The sequence below is a fragment of the Cryobacterium sp. TMT1-2-1 genome, assembly GCF_004403955.1.
Lineage (GTDB): Bacteria > Actinomycetota > Actinomycetes > Actinomycetales > Microbacteriaceae > Cryobacterium > Cryobacterium psychrotolerans.
Genome location: NZ_SOHC01000063.1, coordinates 1 through 23,054, shown reverse-complemented (window position 1 = coordinate 23,054; position 23,054 = coordinate 1). Strand labels below are relative to the sequence as shown.

Below are 23,054 nucleotides of genomic sequence, written 5' to 3'. Positions count from 1 at the left end.
GATTGTGTGTGTACTGGTTCAACTCGAACGCATAGCGCGTGAGGAAAGGCCGTAGGTCTCGTCCGCCGCGTCGATTACGGATGCCGCCCGCCCGGTTGCCCGGACATGCGAAATCCCTCGCCGAAGTTCAGCTGCCCAGTCTAGCAGGGTGCGGGGGCCGGGCGCCGCCTTGTCATCACGGGTCACGCCGTCGGCGCAGTCAGTAGGCTTGACGGGTCCCCCCACACCAGCCCAGGAGACCTCATGTCTGAAACTTCAACCGCAAACATCGGCGTCGTCGGACTGGCGGTGATGGGCTCGAACCTCGCCCGCAACCTCGCCAGCCGGGAGGGCAACACCGTCGCGGTGTACAACCGCTCCCCCGAACGCACCCGCCTGCTGACCGGGGAGCACCCCGAGGCCGGCTTCGTGGCATCCGAAACGATTGAAGACTTCGTCGCCTCGCTGCAGAAGCCGCGCACGGCGATCATCATGGTCCAGGCCGGCCGGGGCACGGATGCCGTGATCGAAGCGCTGACCGCCCTGTTCGAGCCCGGCGACATCATCGTCGACGGCGGCAACGCCGACTTCCACGACACCATCCGCCGGGAGAAGGCCGTCAGCGCGACCGGCGTGAACTTCGTCGGCGCCGGCATCTCCGGCGGCGAAGAGGGCGCCCTCAAGGGCCCGAGCATCATGCCCGGCGGATCGGTGGAGGCGTACAAGACCCTCGGCCCGATCCTCGAATCGATCGCCGCCGTCGTCGACGGCGTGCCCTGCGTCACCCACGTGGGCACGGATGGCGCCGGCCACTTCGTCAAGATGATCCACAACGGCATCGAATACGCCGACATGCAGCTCATCGCCGAGGCCTACGACCTGCTCCGCAAGGTGGGCGGGCACTCCCCCGCCGCCATCGCCGACGTGTTCACGGAGTGGAACTCGGGCGACCTCGAGAGCTACCTGATCGAGATCACCGCCGAGGTGCTCCGCCAGGTCGATGCTGCGACTGGCAAGCCGTTCGTCGACATCGTGCTCGACGAGGCCGGCTCGAAGGGCACCGGAGTCTGGACCGTGCAGAACGCGCTCGACCTCGGCGTGCCCGTCGGCGGGATCGCCGAGGCGGTCTTCGCCCGCGCCGTGTCGAGCCACCCGGAGCAGCGGGTCCCGTTCCGCGCGATCGTCGACGCCCGTCCGGAGATCGCCGTCGTCGGCCACACCTTCCAGGACGACGTGCGCCAGGCGCTCTACGCCTCCAAGGTCGTCGCCTACGCCCAGGGCTTCGACGCCATCATCGCCGGCGCCGAGAAGTACGGCTGGAACGTCGATAAGGGCGCCATCGCCACGATCTGGCGCGGCGGCTGCATCATTCGGGCCCAGTTCCTCAACCGCATCGTGGATGCCTACGCGAACGACCCGTCGATCCCGACGCTGCTCGTCGACCCGTACTTCGCCAAGGCCGTCGCCGACGGTGAGGCCGCCTGGCGCCGGATCGTCTCGACCGCCGCGCTGTCGGGCATCCCGGTTCCCGGGTTCGCCTCGGCGCTGAGTTACTTCGACTCGCTCGCCAGTGAGCGCCTGCCGGCCGCCCTCGTGCAGGGCCAGCGGGACTTCTTCGGCGCGCACACCTACAAGCGCGTCGACCGGCCGGGCACGTTCCACACCCTGTGGTCGGGCGACCGCTCCGAGGTCGAGTCGGCGGGTTCCTCGCACTAGGCGCCTCCCGCCCTCGCGTTTCCGCCGAGTTTGGCCGTTGCGGTCGAGTTTGCCTGGCGCGCCAGGCAAACTCGACCGGAAGTGGCAAGCTCGGCGGACGGAACCGGACGGAACCGGACGGAACCGGGCGGCGGGGCGGGTCAGCGGGCGCGGGCGAGGCGGACGGCTCGGGCGAACAGGCCGACGGCGAGCCAGGCGGCCGCGGCGAGCACGCCCTGCCACGGGAGCGTGACCGCGAGCAGCAGGCATCCGGCCACCCCCGCGTATTGGATCACCCGGGGCAGCCAGCGGTCCGCGGGGCGCTGCCGGAGCGCGCTCAGGTGCGCGATCGCGTAGTAGACGAGCACGGCGCAGGCCGAGAAGCCGACCAGTCGCGCCGGGTCCAGCAGCAGGATGCCGGCGATCGCGGCCAGCCCGAAGGTTGCCTCGGCCAGAATGGGCGCGTGCGTGCGCTCGGAGATCCGGCTGAGCGGGCCGGGCAGGTCGCGCTCCCTGGCCATCGCCAGCCCGGTTCGGCTGAGACCGGCGAGGATCCCGACCAGAGAGCCGAGGCAGGCGATCGCGGCCACCACGCGGGCGAGGCCGGTCCAGGGCTCGTCGCCGCCGAGCACGTCCGCCAGCGGCGAGGCGGACGTCGCGAGGACGGCCGGGCCGAGGATGGTCACGCAGAGCACCCCGATGACTGCGTAGATCACCAGCGTGATGCCCAGCGCGGTGATGATCGCCCGCGGCAGGGTGTGCCGGGGGGCCCGCACCTCTTCGCCGAGCGTCGCCATCCGGGCGTACCCGGCGAAGCAGAAGAAGAGCAGGCCGGCCGATTGCAGGATGCCGTACCAGCCGGCATCCGTCATCGTCGACAGGTCCAGGCTCGCCCCGGACAGGCTGCCGCCGAAGCCGATCGCCGCGAAGACGACGAGCAGGCCGCCGAGCACGGTGAACACGATCGCGGCGCTCACTCCGGCCGTGGTCCGGATGCCCGCCATGTTCACGGCGCAGAGCACGACCACCGCTGCCACCGCGACGGTGCGGGACTGTTCGGGCCAGAGGTAGCTGCCGGCGATGAGGGCGATCGCTCCGGCCGAGGCGGTCTTGCCGGCGAGGAAAAGCCAGCCGGCCGCGAACCCCCACCAGGGGCCGAGGGTGGCGCGGCCGAAGGCGTACGCGCCGCCCGACACCGGGTAGGCCATCGCGAGCTGCGCGGAGCTGAGGGCGTTGAGCGAGGCGATGACCCCGGCGATGACAAGCCCGATCAGGAGGCCCGTTCCGGCGGCCGCCGCGGCCGGCGCCCAGACGTAGAAGACGCCGGCGCCGATCATCGCGGCCAGGCCGACGATGATCGCGCGCCCGAGCCCGAGGTGGCGCTCCAGCGTGGTCATGACACCACCCTAACCAGCACGGGTGAGCTGCCGGCGACGCACACAGCAAGGCGGCATCCGGCATCTGGGATACTGGGACCGGAGCCTATGACCATGAGCAATGAGATCCCCGAACTCGCCGGCTACGAGCCGCACGACGCCTCGCGCCCGCTGCGCAGCCGCCGTACCCTGACGATGATGCGGATCGTGGTGGTGCTGGGCCTCGTGTCTCTCGTCGTGCCCGGCATCCTCACCACGCTGCAGGTCGCCGGCTCGACGGCCACCAACGCCTGCCTGGCGTCGGTCGACCGGTACCACCCGTTCGCCGAATCATCCGTGGCCCGCTTCGAGTTCGCCGGCGCCGGCGGTTTCGGCTGGCAGTGCTACGCCGTCGACGCGAACGAACGCGAGACGTTCGTGGAGCCGCTCGGCCTCATCCCGGCAGCCCCCTAGGCCCGCACCGGCACGCGCCGAGCCCGCCCCGAATCTTCGCCGAACTGTGAGTTTGGCACCTTCGTCGGGCTCGGGAAGGTGCCGAACTCACAGTTCGGCGGGAGGACGGGGAGCGTTTAGGCCGCGCCCTCGAAGAGCGAGGTGACGGAGCCTTCGTCGAAGACCTCGTGGATGGCGCGCGCCAGCAGCGGTGCGATCGGCAGCACCGTCAGCGTCGGGAAGCGCTTGTCTTCCGGAACCGGCAGGGTGTCGGTGACGACGACCGCGGAGATCGCCGAGTTCTGCAGCATCTCGATGGCCGGGTGGCTGAACACCGCGTGCGTGGCGGCGACGACAACGCCGATCGCTCCGGCTTCCCGCAGCGCCTCGGCGGCCTGCGCGATGGTGCGTCCGGTGTCGATCATGTCGTCGACGATCAGGCAGACGCGCCCCTCGACCTGGCCGACGATTTCGTGCACGGACACGCGGTTGGGCACCAGCGGGTCGCGGCGCTTGTGAATGATGGCCAGCGGCGCACCGAGCTTGTCGCTCCAGATGTCGGCCACGCGCACGCGGCCCATGTCGGGCGAGACGACGGTGAGCGTGGACGGGTCGAGCTTCTCACGGAAGTGTTCGAGCAGCACCGGCATGGCGAACAGGTGGTCGACCGGGCCGTCGAAGAAGCCCTGGATCTGCGCGGCGTGCAGGTCGACCGACATGATCCGGTCGGCGCCGGCGACCTTGAACAGGTCGGCGACGAGGCGGGCCGAGATCGGCTCGCGGCCGCGACCCTTCTTGTCCTGGCGCGAGTAAGGGTAGAACGGCGCGACCACGGTGATCCGCTTGGCCGAGGCCCGCTTGAGCGCGTCGACCATGATCAGCTGTTCCATCAGCCATTCGTTGATCGGCGCGGTGTGCGACTGGATGACGAACGCGTCGCTTCCGCGAACGCTCTCGTCGAACCGCGCGTAGATCTCACCGTTGGCGAAGGTGCGCGCATCCGTGTGCACGAGCTCCGAACCCAGCTCTTTGGCGATGTCAAGCGCGAGTTGAGGGTGCGCGCGCCCCGAAACCAGGACCAGTTTCTTCTCGCCTTTGGCTGTGATTCCGGGCACTTAGTCTCCGCTCGTTTCCGCGGCCTGCGCCGCGTCGGTTCCCGGACGGTTGGCCTGAACCCAGCCGTCCATGTTGCGCTGCGGAGCCACGCTGATGGCCAGGGACCCGGCCGCAACGTCCTTGCGGACGACAGTTCCGGCCCCCGTGTACGCTCCGTCACCAATCCTAATCGGCGCGACGAACACGTTGTGCGACCCGGTCCGCACGTGCGACCCGATTTCGGAGCGGTGCTTGTTCACGCCGTCGTAGTTGGCGAAGATCGTGCCGGCTCCGATGTTCGAGCCGACGCCGACCGTGGCGTCGCCGACGTAGCTGAGGTGGGGCACCTTGCTGCCCGCGCCGATGGTCGCGTTCTTCGTCTCGACGTACGCGCCGATCTTGCCGTCCGCGCCGAGCACGGTTCCCGGTCGCAGGTAGGAGAAGGGGCCGACGGATGCCCCGGCGCCGATGACCGCCTGGGTCGCGTCGGTGCGCTTCACCACCGCGTTCTCGCCCACTTCGCAGTCGCGGAGGGTGGTGTCCGGCCCGACCACGGCGCCGGTCGCGACGGAGGTCTCGCCCTCGATCTGCGTGCCGGGCAGGATCGTGACATCCGGTGCCAGCGTGGCCTTCATGTCGATCCAGGTGGTGGCGGGGTCCTGCACGGTCACGCCGGCGAGCTGCCAGCCCCGCACGATCAGCGCGTTGAGCTTCAGCGCGGCCTCGCTCAGCTGTGCGCGGTCGTTGATGCCGGCGACGAGCCAGGCCTCGGCGACGGCGACGGCGCTCACGTCGGAGCCGGCGCCCCGGAGCAGGCCGATCACGTCGGTGAGGTACTTCTCGCCCTGCACATTCTCGGTGGTGAGCAGCGCGAGCTGCTCGCGGAGAGCGGCCAGGCCGAACAGGTAGACGCCCGCGTTGATCTCGTCGACGGCGAGTTCCTCGGCGCTGGCGTCCTTCTGCTCGACGATGCGGTCGAAGTCGCCACGTTCGGAGCGGATGATCCGGCCGTAGCCGGTGGCGTCATCCGGGACCGCCGAAAGCACGGTGGCGGCGGCGGCGCTCGCGCGGTGCGCGCCGATGAAGGCGGCCAGCGTGTCGGCGTCGAGCAGCGGCACGTCGCCGTTGATGACGAGCACGTCACCCTCGAAATCGGCGGGGAGAACCTCGACGGCCTGTTCGACCGCTCGGCCGGTGCCGGGGATGTCGTCCTGGTCGACGACGAGGCTCTCGGGCAGCTCTTCGGTGATGACCTGGACGAGGCGGTCGCGTTCGTGGCGCACGACGGTGACGAGGTGCGCGGCGCCCAGGGCCTTCGCCGTGGCCAGCACGTGGCTGATCACGGGCATCCCGGCAAGCGGGTGCAGGAGTTTCGGCAGGCTGGATTTCATTCGCGCGCCCTGGCCCGCGGCCAGGACGATTACGGCGAGTCGATTATCGGTCATGTGTTGCCCCTTGGTCGTCTCGAGAACGGTCTTCGATCAGTGGATCGAACCGCTCCGCCGCCAGGACTCGAACCTGGACCTAACAGCTCCAAAGGCTGTCGTGCTGCCATTACACCACGGCGGAATGCACCGACCGGCGCCGGGCATCGCAGTCAAGTCTGCCAGATGTGCGCGTCGCCCGGCGCCGCGGCCGGATAATGGAGGGATGCCTGCGAATGACGAAGTCGACCGGATCGTGGACGCCTGGCTGCGCGAACGGCCCGACCTCGATTTCGCGCCCCTCCAGGTGCTCTCCCGGGTCGCCCGGCTCTCCAAGCACCTGGACCGCGCCCGCCGCACGGCGTTCTCCCGCTCCGAGCTCGAGTCGTGGGAATTCGACGTGCTCTCGGCCCTCCGCCGTGCCGGGGAGCCCTACGTGCTCAGCCCGAAGTCGCTGTTGCAGCAGACGCTCGTCTCCAGCGGAACGATGACGAACCGGATCGACCGGCTCGTCGACCGCGGCCTGGTCACCCGGCGCACCGACCCGAACGACGGCCGCGGCGTGCTCGTCGGGATGACGCCGGCCGGGCTCATCCGGGTGGATGCCGCGATCACCCGCCTCGTCGACGCCGAGGCGGAACTGCTCGACACGCTCTCCCCCGGCGACCAGGAACGCCTCGCCGGGCTGCTGCGCAAGCTCAGCCTCGACTTCGACTGAGGCGCCCTCCCGGCGGCCGACCCCGTCGAGACCCTCGCCGAACCGTGAGTTTGGCACCTTCGTGGGGCCCGGGAAGGTGCCAAACTCACAGTTCGGCGGAGGGGGGCGGCGGGATTAGCGGCGGAGAGCCTTGCGGGCCAGGGAGTTGCCGAGAAACTGCACGAGCTGCACGAGCACGATGATCAGCAGCACGGCCGCCCAGGTGACGACCGGGTTGAACTGCCGGTAGCCGTAGAGCAGCGCGAAGTTGCCGAGGCCGCCGCCGCCGACGTATCCGGCGACCGCCGACATGTCCACGAGCGCCACGAAGATGAAGGTGTAGCCGAGGATGAGCGGGCCGAGCGCCTCCGGGAGAAGCACCGTGAAGATGATCCGGATCGGTCCGGCGCCCACGCTCCGCGCCGCCTCGATCACGCCCGGCGTCACGGTAAGCAGGTTCTGCTCGACGATGCGGCCCATCGCGAAGGATGCCGCGAGCGAGATGGTGAAGATGATCGCGGCGTTGCCGATGCCCGTGCCCACCACGGCCCGGGCCAGCGGCTGCGCGGCGGCGAGGAAGATGATGAACGGGATCGGCCGGAAGATGTTCACGAGCAGGTTGAGCACGACGAACACCGAACGGTTTTCGAGGATGCTCCCGGCGCGGGTCAGGTAGAGCCCGAGGCCGACCAGGAGCCCGCCGAGGCCGCCGAAGAAGAGGGTGAGGCCGACGATGTACAGGGTCTCGGCCGCGGCCGTCCACAGCTCGGGCAGCAGGTCGATGAGTGAGTCCATGGTCAGCGCGCCTCCGTCACGGTCGTGAGCGAGCGGATGCGGCCGAGCGCCGCGTCGATCGCCGCGTCATCCGGAGCGGTCAGGGAGAGCGTGAGGTGCCCGAACGGCCGGCCCTGAATCTCGTTGATGCCGCCGTAGATCACTTCGAAGGCCACCCCGGCACCGGCGAGTTCGCCGAACACCTGTGCCTGGTCGACCGAGCTGTCGCGGAAGGCCAGCGTCACGATCCGTCCGGCGTGCCGGGCGCGCAGCACCTCGAGCTCGGCCGCCGACGGGACCCCCTTGACCACGGTGGAGACGAACGATGCGGATGCCGCCTGCTGCGGGTTCGAGAACACGTCGAACACGTCACCGCGTTCGATCACACTCCCCCGGTCCATCACCGCGACCTTCGTCGCGAGGGTCTGGATGACATCCATTTCGTGGGTGATCACGATGATCGTCACCCCGAATTCCCGGTTGACGCGTTTGAGGAGCGCGAGCACCTCCTGGGTCGTCTCCGGGTCGAGCGCGCTCGTTGCCTCGTCGGCCAGCAGGATGCTCGGCTGGGTGGCCAGCGCCCTGGCGATCCCGACCCGCTGCTTCTGGCCGCCGGAAAGCTGGTCGGGGTAGGCGCCCGCCTTGTCGGCGAGGCCGACGAAGTCGAGCATCTCGGCGACGCGGGCGGTGCGCGACTCCTTCGAGTGGCCGGCCACCTCGAGCGGGTAGGCCACGTTGCGGGCGACGGTGCGGGAGCCGAGCAGGTTGAACTGCTGGAAGATCATGCCGATGTCCAGGCGCACCGGGCGCAGCTCACGCTCGGGCAGCCCGGCGATGTCCCGGCCGTTGACCAGGATCTGCCCCGCGGTGGAGCGTTCGAGCGCATTCACCAGCCGCACGAGGGTGCTCTTGCCGGCCCCGGAGTAGCCGATGATGCCGTAGACGTCCCCCGCTTCGACCTCGAGGCTGACGTTGTCGATGGCGACCACGGGGGCGCCGCCCTTGACCGTCGCCGGATAGATCTTGCTGACATCGCGCAGCTCGACAACGGCCATGGGGGCTCCTCGGGTGTTCTGTGGGGGACGGGACGGCGGCGGCGCTACTTCTGCGCGGCCGTGTCCTTCTCGACCTTGGCGAGCGAGGACTCCAGGTCGGCGACCGGCGTCGTGACCAGCACTCCGGACCCGCCGGAGACCTCGAGCACGCCATCCGTGACCTTCTTGCTCGTCTGGTAGATCTCGACGAGCTTCTGGTAGGTGGCGTTGTCCTTGTCCTCGGCGCGGGCCGCGAACACGTTCACGTACGGCAGCGCGTTCGGGTCGGCCGGGTCGTCCTGGGCGAGCGCGTCGTCGAGGGACAGGCCGGCCTTGGCGACGAAGTCGTTGTTGATCACGGCGGCCGCGACATCCGGCAGCGAGGTCGCGGTGAGCGAGGCCTCGAGCGCCTTCACGGTGACCTTCGACTTCGACTCGTCGATGTCGTCGAGGGTGGAGAAGATGCTGCCGCCGTCGCTGAGCGTGATCAGCTTCGCCGACTGCAGCACGAGCAGGGCGCGGGCGAGGTTGCTGGCGTCGTTCGGGACGGCGACGGTGTCACCCTTGCGGATGTCGGCGAGGTCGTCGTGCTTGGTCGAGTACAGGCCGAGCGGGTAGATCGCGGTGGCGCCGATCGGGGCGAGGTCCTGCTTGCTCGCTACGTTGTATTCGGCGAGGTAGACGATGTGCTGGAACTGGTTCAGGTCGATCTCGCCGGCGGCCAGTGCCGGGTTCGGCTGCGCGTAGTCGGCGAAGTCGACGATGTCGACCTCGATGCCCTCGGCCGCGGCGGCCTCGGTGTAGTCGGCCCAGTACGGGTCGCTCGCACCGACGACGCCGATGGTGACGACGTCATCCCCAGCACCGGCTCCACCGGCGCAGCCGGCGAGCAGTGCGACCAGTGGTACGACCGCCAGGGCGGCCAGCAATGTCTTCTTCACGTTATGTATCCCCTTCGCTGAGTGTGCAGGAGCCCGGCGAATGCGGGCACAGCGAAACCACGAGGCAAAACGGTGGGGGGCTGTGCCGCGACGTCGCTGGGCACTCTTCTACGCTAACGAAGGATCCTGCTTGGCGTGGTCGCCCACGACACACGCCGTCACAGGACGTGCGAAATCAGCTCCCGACGAGCTCCGAAAGTTCGAGCCAGCGCGTTTCCAGGCCGACCACGGTGTCTTCCAGCTGCGACAGCTCGGCCGACAGTGCGCCGAGGCCGGTGTAATCCGACTGGTCGTGTGCGGCCAGCGATTCGTGCAGCGAGACGATCCGGTCCTGGGTCTTGACGACCTTCCGGCCGGTCGAGGCGAGTTCCTTCTGCGCGTTGCGGAGTTCGGCGCCGCCGACGGCGAGCTTGCCCTTCTGCCCGGGGCCGGATGCCTCGGTCGGCGAACCGACGGAACCGCCGGACGCGCCGGAGATCTGCTTCTTGCGCAGCTCCAGGTACTGGTCGACGCCGCCGGGCAGGTGGCGGAAGGCGCCATCCGTCACGGCGTACTGGTTGTCGGTGACGCGCTCGATCAGGTACCGGTCGTGCGAGACGACGAGCAGGGTGCCGGGGAAGGAGTCGAGCAGGTCTTCCATCGCGGCGAGCATGTCGGTGTCGAGGTCGTTTGTGGGCTCGTCGAGGATGAGCACATTCGGTTCGTCGAGCACGATCAGCAGCAGCTGCAGGCGGCGCTTCTGGCCGCCGGAGAGGTCCTTGACCTTCGTGGTCAGCTGGGCGCTCATGAAGCCCATCCGCTCGAGCATCTGCCCGGGGGTGATCTCCTTGCCGCCGGCGATGTACGACGTCTTCTGGCGGCCGATGACCTCGCTCACCCGGTCGTTCTGGATGTCGTCGAGCTCGAACAGCTGCTGGGTGAGCACGGCGACCTTGATGGTCTTGCCGCGCTTGACCGTGCCGCTGGTGGGCAGCAGGGTGCCGGCGACGAGGTTCAGCAGCGTGGACTTGCCGGCGCCGTTGACGCCCATGATGCCGGTGCGCTCGCCCGGAGCGATGCGCCAGGTGATGTCGTTGAGCACGGTCTTGTTCTCGAACTTGACGGTGACGTCGAGCAGGTCGACGACATCCTTGCCGAGGCGCTGCATGGCCATCGACTGCATCGAGACCGTGTCGCGGGGCGGCGGCTCGTTTTCGATCAGCACGTTGGCCGCGTCGATGCGGAACTTGGGCTTGGCGGTGCGGGCCGGGGCTCCGCGGCGCAGCCAGGCGAGTTCCTTCTTCATCAGGTTCTGGCGTTTGGATTCGGACGCGGCGCTCATCCGGTCGCGTTCGACGCGCTGCAGGATGTACGCGGCGTAGCCCCCCTCGAACGGCTCGATGATGCGGTCGTGCACCTCCCAGGTCTGGTTGCAGACCTCGTCGAGGAACCACCGGTCGTGAGTGACGACCACGAGGCCGCCCGAGTTCGTCGCCCAGCGGTTCTTCAGGTGCCCGGCGAGCCAGGAGATGCCCTCCACGTCGAGGTGGTTGGTGGGCTCGTCGAGGAAGATCACGTCGTGGTCGCCGATGAGCACGGCGGCGAGGGCCACCCGGCGGCGCTGGCCACCGGAGAGGTCGTCGACGAGCGCTTCCCAGGGGATGTCCCGCACGAGGCCGCCGATGACGTCGCGCACCTTGGAGTCGCCGGCCCAGACGTGCTCTTCGATGCCGCCGACGATGGTGTGGCCCACGGTCTGGCCGGAGGCCAGCTCGTCGGCCTGGTCGAGGATGCCGATGGTCACCCCGCGCCGACGCGTCACGCGTCCGGAGTCGGGTTCCATCCGTCCGGCGAGCAGGTTGAGCAGCGTTGACTTGCCGTCGCCGTTGCGGCCGACGACGCCGATCCGGTCGCCTTCGTTGAGGCCGGCGGTGACGCTGTCAAAGATGACGCGGGTGGGGAATTCGAGGTGCAGGGCTTCAGCCCCGAGCAAATGTGCCATAAGTGATTCAATCTTACCGGCCCTGCCTGAGAGCTTCTCCCTCCCGCGAAACCGCAGTTGTGCGCGCTAAAACCCGCGAATAACGCGCACAATTGCGGTTTCGCGGGGAGTCAGTCGTGGACGAGGCGGGCGCCGTGCACGGGGCCGGTTGCCCGCACGACGTTCAGGCGGGAGGCGCTCAGCGCCACCTGGAGTTCGAGCGCGCTGTCGGAATCTGCGACGAGGAAGGCGACGGTCGGGCCGGAGCCGGAGATGATCCCGGCGAGGGCGCCGTTCGCCTCGCCGAGCTCGAGGACCTTGCCGAGGCCGGGCGCGAGGTGCAGGGCGGGCGCCTGCAGGTCGCTGTGGAGGGACTCGGCGAGCATCCGCGGGTCGCCGGCCCGCAGCGCCTGAAGCACGTTCGCATCGACGGTGGGCTGGTGTTCGGCGGGAAAGATGTCCTGCGCGTGGCGGTCCCGGTGGCGGTCGAGTTCGCTGTAGACGCCGGGTGTCGACATGCCGAATTCGGCGAGGGCGAGCACCCACTGGAAGTGCCCCTTGGCCAGGGCCGGGCTGAGCTGGTCGCCGCGGCCGGTGCCGATGGCGGTGCCGCCGGTGAACGCGAAGGGAACATCGGCCCCGAGCTTGGCGGCGAGGGCGAGCAGCTCCTCTTTCGTCAGCTCGGTGCCCCAGAGCGCGTCGCAGGCGAGGAGGGTTGCGGCGGCGTCTGCCGATCCGCCGCCCATGCCGCCGGCGATCGGGACGTGCTTCTCGATCTCCAGGCGCACTCCCCCGCGGAAACCTGTCTTGCGAGCGAGCAGGCGGGCCGCCTTGATCGCCAGGTTGGTGCCGTCGGTGGCAAGGCCCGAGGTGTCGATCGGTCCGTTGAATTCGACCGAGAAGTCGTCGGCAGGATAGGCGCGTACGTCTTCATAGAGCGAGACCGACTGGTAGGCGGTGGCGACGTCGTGGTATCCGTCTTCCATGACCTTGCCGACCTTGAGGAAGACATTGATCTTGCCCGGCGCTCTCGCGTGCACGACCTGGGATGCCCCCGCGATGCTCATGCTCCTAACCTAGCCCAGCCCGCGCGCGGCTCCCGACGAGGCGGTGGCCAGCCACTGCTGCATCGTCGCCTTCGCCGGGGCGAGCGCCGCGGCATCCGCGAGTCGCTGGTGAGTCAGGGAAACGGATGTCCGGCCCGCGTTCGTGGGATTGGCCGTGGCCAGCAGGGACACGTTCTGCGGCAGCGCCCACCGGGCGGTCTGGTAGCGCGCGGCGCGGCTCTCGCTCGCCGGCCGGCCGAGGCTCGCGCTCACCGCACCGATGACGGCGTCGAGGGCGGCCTCCTGCTCGAGCGGGAACGTCCTCGACGCGCTCACCTCGAAGGTGCCGTCGGCGCGCTGCCCGGGCGCCCGCCGGCCCCGCGCCTGTTCGAAGCCGACGGTCACCGCCTGGCTCCACCAGCCGGGAACGCCCTGCTCGTCGTGCAGCCAGCGGGCGATCTGCGGATGCGTCCACTCGGCGGCCCCGGCCGCGTCGAGCAGTTCGAACCAGTCGGCCCCGGCCTTGCCGGTGGCGGCCGCCATCGCCTCGTCGCTCATCCCGGAGGCCGCGACGCTGCCGGCGGTCGGGGCTGTCGGGGCGGTCGGGGCTGTCGGACATGGCCCCAGACTAGGGCGTCGCGCGGGCGATCGCGAGGAAGTCGTTCACGGTCAGCTGCTCGCCGCGCGCGGTCGGGTCGATGCCGGCCGCGGTGATCCGCTGCGAGGCCGTCGCCGAGTCGCCGAACCGGACGGAGAGGGACTGGCGCAGCATCTTGCGCCGCTGCTGGAACGCGGCGTCGACGAGGGCGAAGGTGGCCAGGCGCAGCTTTTCGGACTCCAGCGGTTCGTCCCGGCGTTCGAACGCGACGAGGATCGAGTCCACGTTCGGGACCGGCCAGAACACCTGGCGGCTCACCTTGCCGGCGGTGCGGAACGCGCCGTACCAGGCGGCCTTGACGCTGGGGCTGCCGTAGACCTTGGACCCGGGCGGGGCGGCGAGGCGTTCGCCGACCTCGGCCTGCACCATGACCAGGCCGGCCCGGATGGACGGGAAGTGCTCGAGCAGGTGCAGCAGCACGGGCACGGAGACGTTGTAGGGCAGGTTCGCGACGAGCCGGGTCGGTTCGCCGGGGATGGCCAGGATGCGCATCGCGTCGTCCCGGATGACCGTGAGCGGCGAGCCCGGCTGCATCAGTTCGACCGTGAGGGGAAGCTGCTCGGCCAGTCGGGCGTCGATCTCGACGGCGACCACGCGGGCGCCGGTTTCGAGCAGCCCGAGGGTGAGCGAGCCCAGCCCCGGGCCGACCTCGACGACGGTGTCGTCGGCTGTGATACCGGCGACCTTGACGATCCGGCGCACGGTGTTGCCGTCGATGACGAAGTTCTGGCCGAGCTTCTTGGTCGGGTTCACGCCGAGCATCTCGGCGAGGTCGCGGATCTCGGACGGGCCGAGCAGCGTCCGGGCCGGCGGACCGGCGGGCGCGGGCTGCGTGGTCTCGGACTCAGCAGACGCGGGCTCAGCGGACGCGGGCTCAGCGGACGCGGGCTCAGCGGACGCGGGCTCAGCGGACGCGGGCTCCGGCTGGGCGACGTGGCGCCCGTGGCCGCCCTCCCGCCCGGGTTCCGGACGGGTTTCCGGCTCGTCTCCGGCCGGCAAGCCGTGCCGGGGCTCGCTCATGCGAGTCCGCCGACGGGGCCGGCGTCGCCGCGCGGGAGGTCATGCGGCGCGGTCACCGGTTCGGCATCCCAGCGTCCGTAGACCAGTTCGGTGTTGGAGGCGATTTGGGCGGCGAGCAGGGAGACATCGGTTTCGAGGTGGGCGGCCATCGCGCGCAGCGTGTGCGGCAGCAGGTAGGGGGCGTTCGGGCGGCCTCGGAAGGGTTCGGGGGTGAGGAACGGGGCATCCGTCTCGGCGAGCAGGAGCTGGCGGGGCGCGACCGCGAGCGCCTCGCGCAGGTCGCCCGCGCTCTTGAAGGTGACCGTGCCGGCGAAGGACATGTACCAGCCGTTCTCGGTGCAGATGCGTGCCATCTCGGCGTCGCCGGAGAAGCAGTGGAAGACGGTGCGTTCGGGGGCGCCGACCCGCAGCAGGGTCGCGATGACCTCGGCGTGGGCGTCGCGGTCGTGGATCTGCAGCGCCAGGTTGTGCCGCTTCGCGATTTCGATGTGGGCCTCGAACGAGCGGTATTGCGCCGCACGGCCCTCGGGGCCGGTGCGGAAGAAGTCCAGCCCGGTCTCGCCGACCGCCACGACGCGGGGGCGGGATGCCAGTTCGTCGATTTCGGCGATCGCGTCGTCGAGCGTGCCGGCGGCATCGTAGGCGGGGGTCTCGTTCGGGTGGATGGCGACGGCGGCGAGCATCCGCGGTTCGTGCAGCGCCGTCTCGGCCGACCAGCGCGAGGTTTCCAGGTCGCCGCCGACCTGGATGACGCCGCGCACGCCGACGCTGGAAGCCCGGTCGAGGTGTTCCCTGAAGTCGATCGAGTTCTCGCCGTCGGCGATTTCGAGGTGGGTGTGGTTGTCGTAGACGCCCACGACGAGCGGCTCGGGCAGCGGCGGGTAGCTCAGGTCGCGCCCCTTCGTCTGCTCGCGCCGGCGCACATGGGCGGCCGGATCGGCGTTAGCCAACCGTGGCCTCGATGCGCGGGAAGAGTGCCTCGAGCGCAGACACGTGGGTGCCGCCGGTCCACTCCCAGGCCTGGTCGATGCGCTGGTCCGCGACCTCGCCGTCGCCGCCGAGGGCGGTCCAGAGCTTCGCGGTGGCCTGCGGCACGACCGGCGAGAGCAGCACGGCCAGGGTGCCGAGGCCTCGAACGGCGGTGAAGAGCACGGCGTCGAGCCGGTCCCGCTGGGCGGGGTCCTTGGCGAGGGCCCACGGTTCCTGGCTGGTGATGTATCCGTTGAGCTCGTCGACGAGTTCCCAGACCGCGGCGATGGCCTCGTGGATGGCGAGCCGGTCGATGGCCCCCATCGCGGCGGCCGTCGCCCGCCGCTCGGTGCCGCGGATCAGCTCGTCGGCCTGGCTGAACTCGCCGGCCGTGGGGATCTCTCCGTCGCAGTAGCGCACGACCATGGCGATCACCCGGGAGGCGAGGTTGCCGAATCCGTTGGCCAGTTCCGACTGGTACCGGGCGGAGAGGTCCTCCCAGGAGAAGGAGCCGTCCTGTCCGAAGCTGATGGCGCGCATGAAGTAGTAGCGGAACGCGTCCGAGCCGAAGGTTTCGGTGATCTGGCTCGGCGCGATGCCGGTGAGCTTGGACTTGCTCATCTTCTCGCCGCCCACGAGCAGCCAGCCGTGGCCGAAGACCTGGGTGGGCACGGGGAGTCCGGCGGCGAGCAGCATGGCCGGCCAGATGACGGCGTGGAAGCGGAGGATGTCCTTGCCCACGACGTGCGTGGCTGGCCAGCGGCGGGCGAACTCCTCGTCGTCCTGGCCGTAGCCGACGGCGGTGATGTAGTTCAGCAGCGCGTCGAACCAGACGTAGACGACGTGGCTCTCGTCCCACGGCACCTTGATGCCCCAGTCGAAGCTGGAACGGGAGATCGACAGGTCGGAGAGGCCCTGCTTGACGAAGGAGATGACCTCGTTGCGCGCGGATTCGGGCTGCACGAAGTTCGGGTTGCTCTCGTACAGGTCGAGCAGCGGCTGGGTGAAGGTGCTCATCCGGAAGAAGTAGTTCTTCTCGTGCAGCAGTTCGACCGGCTTCGAGTGGATGGCGCACACCGGCTGACCGGCGAACTCGCCGGTGCCGTCGACCAGGTCGCTGGGCTGCTTGTACTCCTCGCAGCCGACGCAGTAGTAGCCCTCGTACTCGCCGGTATAGATGTGTCCGGCGTCGAAGAGGTGCTGCAGGAACTTCTGCGCGTTCACCTCGTGGCGCACGTCCGTGGTGCGGATGAAATCGTCGTTGGCGATGTCCACGGTCTTCAGCAACGGCTTCCAGGCTGTTTCCACGAGGCGGTCCGCCCAGGCCTTGGGCGTGACGCCGTTAGCCGTTGCGGTGCGCAGGATTTTCTGCCCGTGCTCGTCGGTGCCGGTGAGCAGCCAGGTGTCGTCACCGGACTGGCGGTGCCAGCGCGCGAGCACATCGGCGGCCACTTCCGTGTACGCGTGTCCGATGTGTGGGACATCATTCACGTAGAAAATGGGCGTGGTGATGTAAAAGGAAGAGCCGTCGGACATGCTGACATTCTACGGGGAGCAGCGGATGCCGCCGGGCGTGTTACTCCGCGAGATCCCGATCGGGGTCCGTCGGGACGGAGCGATCCGGGGGATGGCCCTGGTGATGCGGGTGCCCGAAGACCGGCGGGAGCACCTCGTGGGCCGGCGGCGCCGGCTCCCGGTCGGGGCGGTCCCTGGTCGCCTCGCTCTCCCTCACATCGATGCTGTGAACCTTCTGGTGCGGGTAGCCCACCGGGTGCAGGCTGAGCACGATCTTGCCGTGGGCATGGCCGACCTCCAGTTCGCGGTAGGCATCCTGCACCTCGTCGAAGGGGTAGATCGCGGCCACCGGGACGACGACCTGCCGGTCCGCGACCAGGTCGGCGACTTTCGCCAGCACGGCCATGTCGTCCTCGTTGGCCGAGTCGACGGTAGCGATCGCGTCGTAGCCGCGGTGGTCGAGCTCGGCGTCGACACCGTCCGGCGCGATCCGGGCCAGTCGCTCCTCGAGGCCCGGGCCGTACTGCACCGGGATGACGCCCAGCTGCCGGAGATGGTCGAAGCTTTCCGGGCTGGCCGTGCCGATCACGGTCGCGCCGCGGAGCTTCGCGAGTTGGGCGGCGATCCCGCCCACGCCCCCGGCAGCGGCGTGCACGAGCACGGTGGAGCCCGGCTGCGGGTTCGCCGCCTGCACGGCGTGCCAGGCGGTGACCGCCGCTGTGTACAGGCTGCCGGCCACCTCCCAGGAGAGCCGTTCGGGCTTGGGGATGATGGCGGCCACGGGCACCCGGACAAAACTGGCCTGTGCCCCGCGGACGGTGTGCCCGAGCACGGCATCGCCGACCCGCCAGCGCGGGCCTGCTCCGGCCCGGTCCTGTGCGACTTCGGGGTGAGGGCCGACGCCGGCGATCAGGCCGGCGAAGTCGCTTCCCTGCCCCGCAGGAAACCTAGCGGGCCACTTCGTCTGCAAGCGGCCTTCCCGAATGCTGGTCTCCACGGGATTGAGCCCCGCTGCTACAACCCCGACCACCACTTCGCCGGCACCCGGCACGGGGACGTCGGTCCGGACAACGTCCAGAACCTCCGGTCCGCCGTAGCGGGAAAATCTCACGGATCGGGCCTCGGCAACGTCTTCCCCGGCATCACTATCACTGTGTTCGTGCGCCACTGACCCTCACCCCATTAGCTGTTTCTTAGCAGTGTTAACGGTTGGGGAGGGTCGGGTATTCCGCGTTGCGGGAGGGCGCGGGGGTCTTCCGGGTGAGCGCCGCCTCGTACAGGTCGCGCTTGCCCAGGCCGGATGCCGCGGACACGTCGGCGGCGGCATCCTTGAGCCGGGCGCCGGCCGCGACCAGGGCGTGGACCTCGGCCACGCCGGTCTCCAGGTCGAGGACCCGGGCCGGGGCGCCCGCGACGACGATGCAGATTTCGCCCTTGACGCCCGCCGCCGCCCACTCGGCGAGCTCGGCGGCGGTTCCCCGCTTGACCTCTTCGAAGAACTTGGTGAGCTCGCGGCAGACGACGACGCGGCGATCGGCGCCGAGCGTGGCCTGGAGGTCGGTCAGCGACGCGGCCAGCCGCTTCGCCGACTCGAAGAACACCATGGTACGCCGCTCGGCGGCGAGTTCGCGCAGGGCTCCGACGCGTTCGCCGTGTTTGCGAGGCAGGAACCCCTCGAAGGTGAACCGGTCGGTGGGCAGGCCGGAGACGGCCAGGGCGGTGAGCACGGCGGAGGGACCGGGCAGGGCCGTGACGGTGACGCCGGCCTGGGCCGCGGCATCCACCAGGTGGAAGCCGGGATCGGACACGGTGGGCATCCCCGCGTCGCTGAGCACGAGGATGTCGGTGTCCCGGGCGAGCTCGACGAGTTCGGCCGCCTTGCCGCGCTCGTTGTGGTCGTGCAGGCTGATCAGCTTCGGCCGGTTCTCGATGCCGAGCGCCTTGAGCAGGTGCACGGTGACCCGGGTGTCCTCCGACGCGATGACCGTCGTGGTACTGAGGGCCTCGACCAGGCGCGTGGTCACGTCCCCGAGGTTTCCGATGGGCGTGGCGGCGAGGATGATCATGGTCCCATTCTCTCAGCCTCCGGTCACCCGTGCGGCCGATCACTACGATGGTCAGGTGCTCGCTACTAGCCGCTGGTTCCGCTGGGCCGGGCCCCTCGCCGTCCTCGTTCTGGCGGCTATCCTGCGACTCTGGAACCTGGGACACCCTCGCGAGCTCGTCTTCGACGAGACCTTCTACGTGAAGGATGCCTGGACGCTGTTCAACAACGGCTACGAGTCGACCTGGCCGGACAAGGCCGACGCCCTCTTCGCCGCCGGGCAGGCGAACATCTTCCTCTCGGATCCGTCCTTCGTCGTGCATCCGCCGCTGGGCAAATGGCTGATCGCCCTCGGCATGGCCTTCTGGGGCGCCGACAGCAGCTGGGGCTGGCGCATCGTGACCGCCCTGATCGGCGTGCTCGCGGTCGCCGTGCTGATGCTGATCGCCCGCCGGCTCTTCGGCTCCACCGTGCTGATGCTGATCGCCGGGTTCCTCCTCGCCATCGACGGGCACGCGATCGTGATGTCGCGGGTCGCACTGCTGGACAACTCGGTGATGTTCTTCGCGCTGCTCGGCTTCGGCGCGGTGTTGCTCGACCGGGACTGGCACGCGGCCCGGCTGGCAGCCTCGCTGGCCCGGCGCCGGGACGCCGGCGTCGAACCGGCGTGGGGCCCGACGCTGTGGTGGCGGCCGTGGCTGCTCGCCGCCGGCCTCGCGTTCGGCCTGACCAGCTCGGTCAAGTGGTCGGGCTTCTACTTCCTCGCCGCATTCGGCGTCTACGTCGTGGTCGTCGACGCCCTCGCCCGCCGCCCGGCCGGGGTGCCGTTCTGGCTGAGCGCGGCCCTGCTCAAGCAGGCCCCGGCGAATTTCCTGCTGCTGGTCCCGGTCGCGGCCGCCACGTTCCTCGCATCCTGGACCGGCTGGTTCGTCACCCGGGGCGGCTACTACCGGGACTGGGCGGAAACCGCGGGGGCGGCGTGGACGGGCGCGTTCTCGTGGGTGCCGCTCCCCCTGCAGAGCTTCTGGCATTACCAGGTGGCCGCGTACGGCTACCACGTGAATGTCGAAACGCCCCATCCCTACCAGGCGAACCCGCTCACCTGGCTGTTCATGATCCGGCCGACGAGCATGTACTTCCGTTCGTCGTCCGTCGGCGAGAACGGCTGCGGGTTCACCAGCTGCGCCGAGGCGATCACGGGAATCGGCAATCCGATCATCTGGTGGGCGGCGACCCTTGCCGCGTTCTACCTGGTCTACCGGCTGGCCCGGTACCGGCAGTGGCGGGTCGGCCTCATCCTGACCGGCCTGGCCGCCGGGTACCTGCCCTGGCTGATGTACCTGAACCGCACGGTTTTCCAGTTCTACACGATCGCGTTCGAGCCGTACCTGATCCTCGGGCTGACCTTCGTGATCGGGCTGCTGCTGGGCGAGCCGCGCGGTTCGGACGGGGCGCCGGTGGCGGACGAGGAGCGGGCCGCACGGCGACGGTTGGCGGGCATCCGGGTCGTGGTGATCTTCCTCGCCATGGCGGCGCTGGTGAGCGCCTTTTTCTACCCGCTCTGGACCGGAATGCAGACCCCGTTCCTGTTCTGGCAGCTGCATATCTGGCTCCCGAGCTGGCGCTGATCCTGCCCCCTGTTCCACGGGGACATATGCCGCCTCGGGCATATAGCGACTGGGAATCCAGTGTGAGTTCCCCCGGTTTCGGGGGGTGGCTCGCGTAGAATGATCGGTATCTGTTCTGCGAGTAATTGCTCAATCCGCGGCTGGGAAGTCAAGAAACAAACAAAGGCCCTATGTCGGAAGCAATTGCCGCACCTACGGTGCGCATCCTCAAGACCCGCCGGGGTGGCGATTCGAAGAACCCCACCACCGAGTATTCGTCGCTGCTGCACACCGTGCGCAACCTCGGGCTGCTGAAGCGGGCCACCGGTTTCTACTGGCTGGTCTTCTCGATCCTCATGGTCGCGCTCGGCGGAGCCATCACCGGTTTCGTCCTGCTCGGCGACAGTTGGTTCCAGCTGATCATCGCCGGCGTGCTCGGCATCATCCTCACCCAGTTCGCGTTCCTGGCCCATGAGGCCTCGCACCGCCAGGTGTTCGAATCCGGCCCCGCGAATGACCGCGCCGGCCGCATCCTCGCGAACCTCTTCGTCGGCATCAGCTACGCCTGGTGGATGAACAAGCACAGCCGCCACCACGCGCAGCCCAACGTGATCGGCAAGGACCCGGACATCGATCCGGACGTGATCGTCTTCCGCGAGGAAGACGCCGCGAAGGTCAACTGGATCACCTCGTTCCTCACCCGCAAGCAGGGTTACGCGTTCTTCCCGCTGCTGATGCTCGAGGGCATCAACCTGCACATCCACGGCTTCAAGACGGTCTTCGGCCGCAAGAAGGTCGACAAGCGCTGGCTCGAGATCTCGATGCTCACCACCCGCATCGTGGCCTACGTCGCCGTGATCTTCTACTTCCTGCCGCTCGGCATGGCGTTCGCCTTCATCGGCGTGCAGCTGGCCGTGTTCGGCGTGTACATGGGCGCCTCGTTCGCGCCCAACCACAAGGGCATGCCGATGCTGCCGCACGACAGCAAGGTCGACTTCCTGCGTCGCCAGGTGCTCACCTCGCGCAACATCCGCGGCGGCACCGTCATGGACACGTTCATGGGCGGGCTCAACTACCAGGTCGAGCACCACCTGTTCCCGAACATGGCCAGGCCGCACCTCCGCAAGGCGCAGGAAATCACCAAGGAATACTGCGAATCGCACAACATCCTCTACACGGAGACGTCGATCCTCGAGTCCTACGGCATCGTCATTCGCTACCTCAACAAGGTCGGCCTGGCGGCACGCGACCCGTTCGACTGCCCGATGGTCGCCCGGTTCCACCACCGCTAGAACGGCATCCGGCGCCGTACCCGGTGCCCGAGCGAGTCAGGCCGTTTCCCTCCGGGGAGGCGGCCTTTCTCGTTGGCACGCCCACGCCCACGCCCACATCCATCGAGCAGTGTGGCTGAGATGCGGAGAAAGTACCTTTATTCGCGAATTGAAGGTGCTTTGTCCGCAACTCAACGTGGAAGCCGTTGTCATCCCGCGCGTGGGCGGGCCGTGTCAGCGGTGGGTGAGCCAGCCACCGGCGCCGGGGTTCGGCAGCCGGGACAGCGCGAATCGGGCCGGGGCGGGGCCTGCGCCCGTGGCGATGTCGGCGAGGATCCGCCCGACCGACGGGGTGAACTTGAAGCCGTGCCCGCTGAAGCCGGCGCCGACGACGACCGGCCCGACCCGGTCGAGCACGAAGTCCTCGTCGGCGGTGGTCGTGTACGTGCAGCTGACCGGCTCGAGCGCGTCGGGGTCGGCGCCGGGCAGCCAGTCGCGCACATACCGCTGCAGCGCGGCCAGCTGCACCGGTTCGGGGGTGAAGCTGCGGGCATCCGGATCGGTGACCGGGCCGACGCCGTGCCAGCCGGCCTTGACTCCCTGGCCCGGCGTGTACATGCCGTAGACCGGCGAATACCAGTGGTCGTAGCGCGGGTCGGCGGGGTCGAACGCGTGGTTGAAGCCCGGCCAGTTCACGGCTGCACGCTCTGCGGCATCCGGCGCGGTGTCGCGCAGCGCGAAATGCGCGGGCTGCTCCTGCGTGACGACGAGGCGCGGCACGGGCAGCACGCCGGCGAGTAGTCCGGTGGTCCAGGCGCCGACCGTGACGACGGCCCGGCGGGCATCGACGACGCCGGTCTCGGTGGTGACGCGCACATGGTCGTCGCCGAGCACCTCGAGGCGCAGGGCGCGGGTGCCGTGACGGATCTCGGCGCCCGCGGCGACGGCGGCGGCCTGCAGGGCGGCCACTGCGGCATCCGCGTTCAACCGGCCGGCATCGGGGGTGTGCAGCACCCGCCCGTCGAAACGGATGCCCGGCCAGCGTTCCCCCGCGGCCTCCGGCGCCAGGAACTCGGCCCCGAGCCCGACCGCGTGCAGCGCGTCGGCGACGGCATCGAAGCTCGGGTTGGGGCCGTGGTTCACGATGCCGACCTGCTCGAGCAGCCGGGACCCGGTCTCGGACTCGAGGCCGCGCCAGAGCGGCAGGGCCTCGGCGAGCATCGCGACATAGGTCGGTTCGGCGTAGGCCGTGTTGAAATTGCGGGACGCGCCGTGTGAGGCCCCGTTGGCGTGCCCCGGCTCGAAGCGCTCCAGCAGCAACACCGAGCGTCCCCGGCGGGCGAGCTGCCAGGCGGTCGCCGAGCCCATCGCCCCGCCGCCGATCACGACCGTTTCCACTTCGTGCGCCATGGGAACATCCTGCCGCATGACGGGCCGCGGGGCACTGCGCGCACCCTGCCCGGAGCCGCGCGGGAGCCGCGCGCCGCCTCGCGCGGGAGCTGCGCCGCTTCGCGCGT

Annotated in this window: 20 protein-coding genes and 1 tRNA gene; 5 read left to right on the top strand and 16 right to left on the bottom strand. The window is 69.5% G+C overall.

The annotated features are described in order from the left end of the window. The first annotated feature begins 243 nt into the window (after window positions 1-243). Entirely contained in the window at window positions 244-1,695 is a 1,452-nt protein-coding gene (gene gndA, locus E3T33_RS10980) for an NADP-dependent phosphogluconate dehydrogenase (RefSeq protein ID WP_092321233.1), read from the top strand. 140 nt (window positions 1,696-1,835) lie between these two features. Here gndA and E3T33_RS10975 read toward each other — a convergent pair whose 3' ends face one another. Further along, complete coding sequence (locus E3T33_RS10975) at window positions 1,836-3,071, bottom strand: APC family permease (protein ID WP_092321232.1); 1,236 nt, start codon at window positions 3,069-3,071, stop codon at window positions 1,836-1,838. Between the two features lie 93 nt (window positions 3,072-3,164). Between E3T33_RS10975 and E3T33_RS10970 the strand changes: the two genes are divergently transcribed. Beyond that, window positions 3,165-3,503, top strand: a complete 339-nt coding sequence (locus E3T33_RS10970) for a hypothetical protein (RefSeq protein WP_134474096.1) — start codon at window positions 3,165-3,167, stop codon at window positions 3,501-3,503. Between the two features lie 116 nt (window positions 3,504-3,619). Here E3T33_RS10970 and E3T33_RS10965 read toward each other — a convergent pair whose 3' ends face one another. From E3T33_RS10965 to E3T33_RS10955, 3 genes are all read right to left on the bottom strand, one after another. Next, a complete protein-coding gene (locus tag E3T33_RS10965) occupies window positions 3,620-4,597 on the bottom strand; it encodes a ribose-phosphate diphosphokinase (RefSeq protein WP_092321230.1) in 978 nt (325 codons plus the stop codon). Beyond that, on the bottom strand, window positions 4,598-6,022 hold the full coding sequence (gene glmU / locus E3T33_RS10960) for a bifunctional UDP-N-acetylglucosamine diphosphorylase/glucosamine-1-phosphate N-acetyltransferase GlmU (RefSeq protein ID WP_092321229.1): 1,425 nt from the start codon (window positions 6,020-6,022) through the stop codon (window positions 4,598-4,600). Window positions 6,023-6,074: 52 nt separating this feature from the next. Further along, a tRNA-Gln gene (locus E3T33_RS10955) sits at window positions 6,075-6,146 on the bottom strand. Window positions 6,147-6,227: 81 nt separating this feature from the next. On the opposite strand from E3T33_RS10955, the gene E3T33_RS10950 reads away from it, so the two are divergent. Next, window positions 6,228-6,719, top strand: a complete 492-nt coding sequence (locus E3T33_RS10950; RefSeq protein ID WP_092321228.1) for a MarR family transcriptional regulator — start codon at window positions 6,228-6,230, stop codon at window positions 6,717-6,719. 114 nt (window positions 6,720-6,833) lie between these two features. Here the strand turns inward: E3T33_RS10950 and E3T33_RS10945 are convergent, their stop codons facing one another. The 11 genes from E3T33_RS10945 to rsmI all read right to left on the bottom strand — a co-directional run bounded on the left by E3T33_RS10945 (window position 6,834) and on the right by rsmI (window position 18,681). After that, the gene (locus tag E3T33_RS10945; RefSeq protein ID WP_134575305.1) at window positions 6,834-7,493 is read right to left on the bottom strand and encodes an ABC transporter permease subunit; all 660 of its coding nucleotides are present in this window, start codon (window positions 7,491-7,493) and stop codon (window positions 6,834-6,836) included. A gap of 2 nt (window positions 7,494-7,495) precedes the next feature. After that, complete coding sequence (locus E3T33_RS10940) at window positions 7,496-8,527, bottom strand: methionine ABC transporter ATP-binding protein (protein ID WP_134575304.1); 1,032 nt, start codon at window positions 8,525-8,527, stop codon at window positions 7,496-7,498. 44 nt (window positions 8,528-8,571) lie between these two features. Then, on the bottom strand, window positions 8,572-9,456 hold the full coding sequence (locus E3T33_RS10935) for a MetQ/NlpA family ABC transporter substrate-binding protein (RefSeq protein ID WP_134575303.1): 885 nt from the start codon (window positions 9,454-9,456) through the stop codon (window positions 8,572-8,574). A gap of 166 nt (window positions 9,457-9,622) precedes the next feature. Continuing rightward, on the bottom strand, window positions 9,623-11,428 hold the full coding sequence (locus E3T33_RS10930) for an ABC-F family ATP-binding cassette domain-containing protein (RefSeq protein ID WP_092321224.1): 1,806 nt from the start codon (window positions 11,426-11,428) through the stop codon (window positions 9,623-9,625). A gap of 110 nt (window positions 11,429-11,538) precedes the next feature. Beyond that, window positions 11,539-12,474: a 4-(cytidine 5'-diphospho)-2-C-methyl-D-erythritol kinase gene (locus tag E3T33_RS10925; protein WP_092321223.1), complete on the bottom strand. Its 936-nt coding sequence runs from the start codon at window positions 12,472-12,474 to the stop codon at window positions 11,539-11,541. Between the two features lie 9 nt (window positions 12,475-12,483). Next, window positions 12,484-13,011: a hypothetical protein gene (locus E3T33_RS10920; RefSeq protein ID WP_134575302.1), complete on the bottom strand. Its 528-nt coding sequence runs from the start codon at window positions 13,009-13,011 to the stop codon at window positions 12,484-12,486. A gap of 70 nt (window positions 13,012-13,081) precedes the next feature. Continuing rightward, window positions 13,082-13,873, bottom strand: coding sequence for a 16S rRNA (adenine(1518)-N(6)/adenine(1519)-N(6))-dimethyltransferase RsmA (gene rsmA / locus E3T33_RS10915; protein ID WP_198417123.1), 792 nt, complete (start codon window positions 13,871-13,873; stop codon window positions 13,082-13,084). Between the two features lie 254 nt (window positions 13,874-14,127). Continuing rightward, the gene (locus E3T33_RS10910) at window positions 14,128-15,081 is read right to left on the bottom strand and encodes a TatD family hydrolase (protein WP_092321220.1); all 954 of its coding nucleotides are present in this window, start codon (window positions 15,079-15,081) and stop codon (window positions 14,128-14,130) included. Beyond that, a complete protein-coding gene (gene metG / locus E3T33_RS10905) occupies window positions 15,074-16,636 on the bottom strand; it encodes a methionine--tRNA ligase (protein ID WP_092321219.1) in 1,563 nt (520 codons plus the stop codon). The genes E3T33_RS10910 and metG overlap by 8 nt, the downstream gene beginning before the upstream one ends. Before the next feature lie 40 nt (window positions 16,637-16,676). Then, a complete protein-coding gene (locus tag E3T33_RS10900) occupies window positions 16,677-17,726 on the bottom strand; it encodes an NADP-dependent oxidoreductase (RefSeq protein ID WP_134575300.1) in 1,050 nt (349 codons plus the stop codon). Between the two features lie 91 nt (window positions 17,727-17,817). Then, window positions 17,818-18,681, bottom strand: a complete 864-nt coding sequence (gene rsmI / locus E3T33_RS10895; RefSeq protein WP_092321218.1) for a 16S rRNA (cytidine(1402)-2'-O)-methyltransferase — start codon at window positions 18,679-18,681, stop codon at window positions 17,818-17,820. On the opposite strand from rsmI, the gene E3T33_RS10890 reads away from it, so the two are divergent. Both E3T33_RS10890 and E3T33_RS10885 read left to right on the top strand, forming a co-directional pair. Then, the gene (locus E3T33_RS10890; protein WP_241982917.1) at window positions 18,680-20,287 is read left to right on the top strand and encodes a phospholipid carrier-dependent glycosyltransferase; all 1,608 of its coding nucleotides are present in this window, start codon (window positions 18,680-18,682) and stop codon (window positions 20,285-20,287) included. The two genes, rsmI and E3T33_RS10890, sit on opposite strands and share 2 nt — an antisense overlap. 170 nt (window positions 20,288-20,457) lie before the next feature. Continuing rightward, window positions 20,458-21,558 carry an acyl-CoA desaturase gene (locus tag E3T33_RS10885; RefSeq protein WP_092321216.1) on the top strand — a complete coding sequence of 367 codons (1,101 nt, stop codon included), beginning with the start codon at window positions 20,458-20,460 and terminating at the stop codon, window positions 21,556-21,558. Window positions 21,559-21,771: 213 nt separating this feature from the next. Here E3T33_RS10885 and E3T33_RS10880 read toward each other — a convergent pair whose 3' ends face one another. Beyond that, the gene (locus tag E3T33_RS10880) at window positions 21,772-22,947 is read right to left on the bottom strand and encodes an FAD-dependent oxidoreductase (protein ID WP_092321215.1); all 1,176 of its coding nucleotides are present in this window, start codon (window positions 22,945-22,947) and stop codon (window positions 21,772-21,774) included. Between the last annotated feature and the right edge of the window lie 107 nt (window positions 22,948-23,054).

Excerpts from the sequence above, each read along its gene's own strand:
- E3T33_RS10940 (WP_134575304.1), bottom strand. The coding sequence starts at position 8,527 with ATGGCCGTTGTCGAGCTGCGCGATGTCAGCAAGATCTATCCGGCGACG.
- E3T33_RS10880 (WP_092321215.1), bottom strand. The coding sequence starts at position 22,947 with ATGGCGCACGAAGTGGAAACGGTCGTGATCGGCGGCGGGGCGATGGGC.
- E3T33_RS10975 (WP_092321232.1), bottom strand. The coding sequence starts at position 3,071 with ATGACCACGCTGGAGCGCCACCTCGGGCTCGGGCGCGCGATCATCGTC.
- E3T33_RS10925 (WP_092321223.1), bottom strand. The coding sequence starts at position 12,474 with ATGAGCATCGCGGGGGCATCCCAGGTCGTGCACGCGAGAGCGCCGGGC.
- E3T33_RS10885 (WP_092321216.1), top strand. The coding sequence starts at position 20,458 with ATGTCGGAAGCAATTGCCGCACCTACGGTGCGCATCCTCAAGACCCGC.
- rsmI (WP_092321218.1), bottom strand. The coding sequence starts at position 18,681 with ATGATCATCCTCGCCGCCACGCCCATCGGAAACCTCGGGGACGTGACC.
- glmU (WP_092321229.1), bottom strand. The coding sequence starts at position 6,022 with ATGACCGATAATCGACTCGCCGTAATCGTCCTGGCCGCGGGCCAGGGC.
- E3T33_RS10930 (WP_092321224.1), bottom strand. The coding sequence starts at position 11,428 with ATGGCACATTTGCTCGGGGCTGAAGCCCTGCACCTCGAATTCCCCACC.
- metG (WP_092321219.1), bottom strand. The coding sequence starts at position 16,636 with ATGTCCGACGGCTCTTCCTTTTACATCACCACGCCCATTTTCTACGTG.
- E3T33_RS10945 (WP_134575305.1), bottom strand. The coding sequence starts at position 7,493 with ATGGACTCACTCATCGACCTGCTGCCCGAGCTGTGGACGGCCGCGGCC.
- gndA (WP_092321233.1), top strand. The coding sequence starts at position 244 with ATGTCTGAAACTTCAACCGCAAACATCGGCGTCGTCGGACTGGCGGTG.
- E3T33_RS10920 (WP_134575302.1), bottom strand. The coding sequence starts at position 13,011 with ATGAGCGACGAGGCGATGGCGGCCGCCACCGGCAAGGCCGGGGCCGAC.
- E3T33_RS10950 (WP_092321228.1), top strand. The coding sequence starts at position 6,228 with ATGCCTGCGAATGACGAAGTCGACCGGATCGTGGACGCCTGGCTGCGC.
- rsmA (WP_198417123.1), bottom strand. The coding sequence starts at position 13,873 with ATGCTCGGCGTGAACCCGACCAAGAAGCTCGGCCAGAACTTCGTCATC.
- E3T33_RS10970 (WP_134474096.1), top strand. The coding sequence starts at position 3,165 with ATGAGCAATGAGATCCCCGAACTCGCCGGCTACGAGCCGCACGACGCC.
- E3T33_RS10890 (WP_241982917.1), top strand. The coding sequence starts at position 18,680 with ATGGTCCCATTCTCTCAGCCTCCGGTCACCCGTGCGGCCGATCACTAC.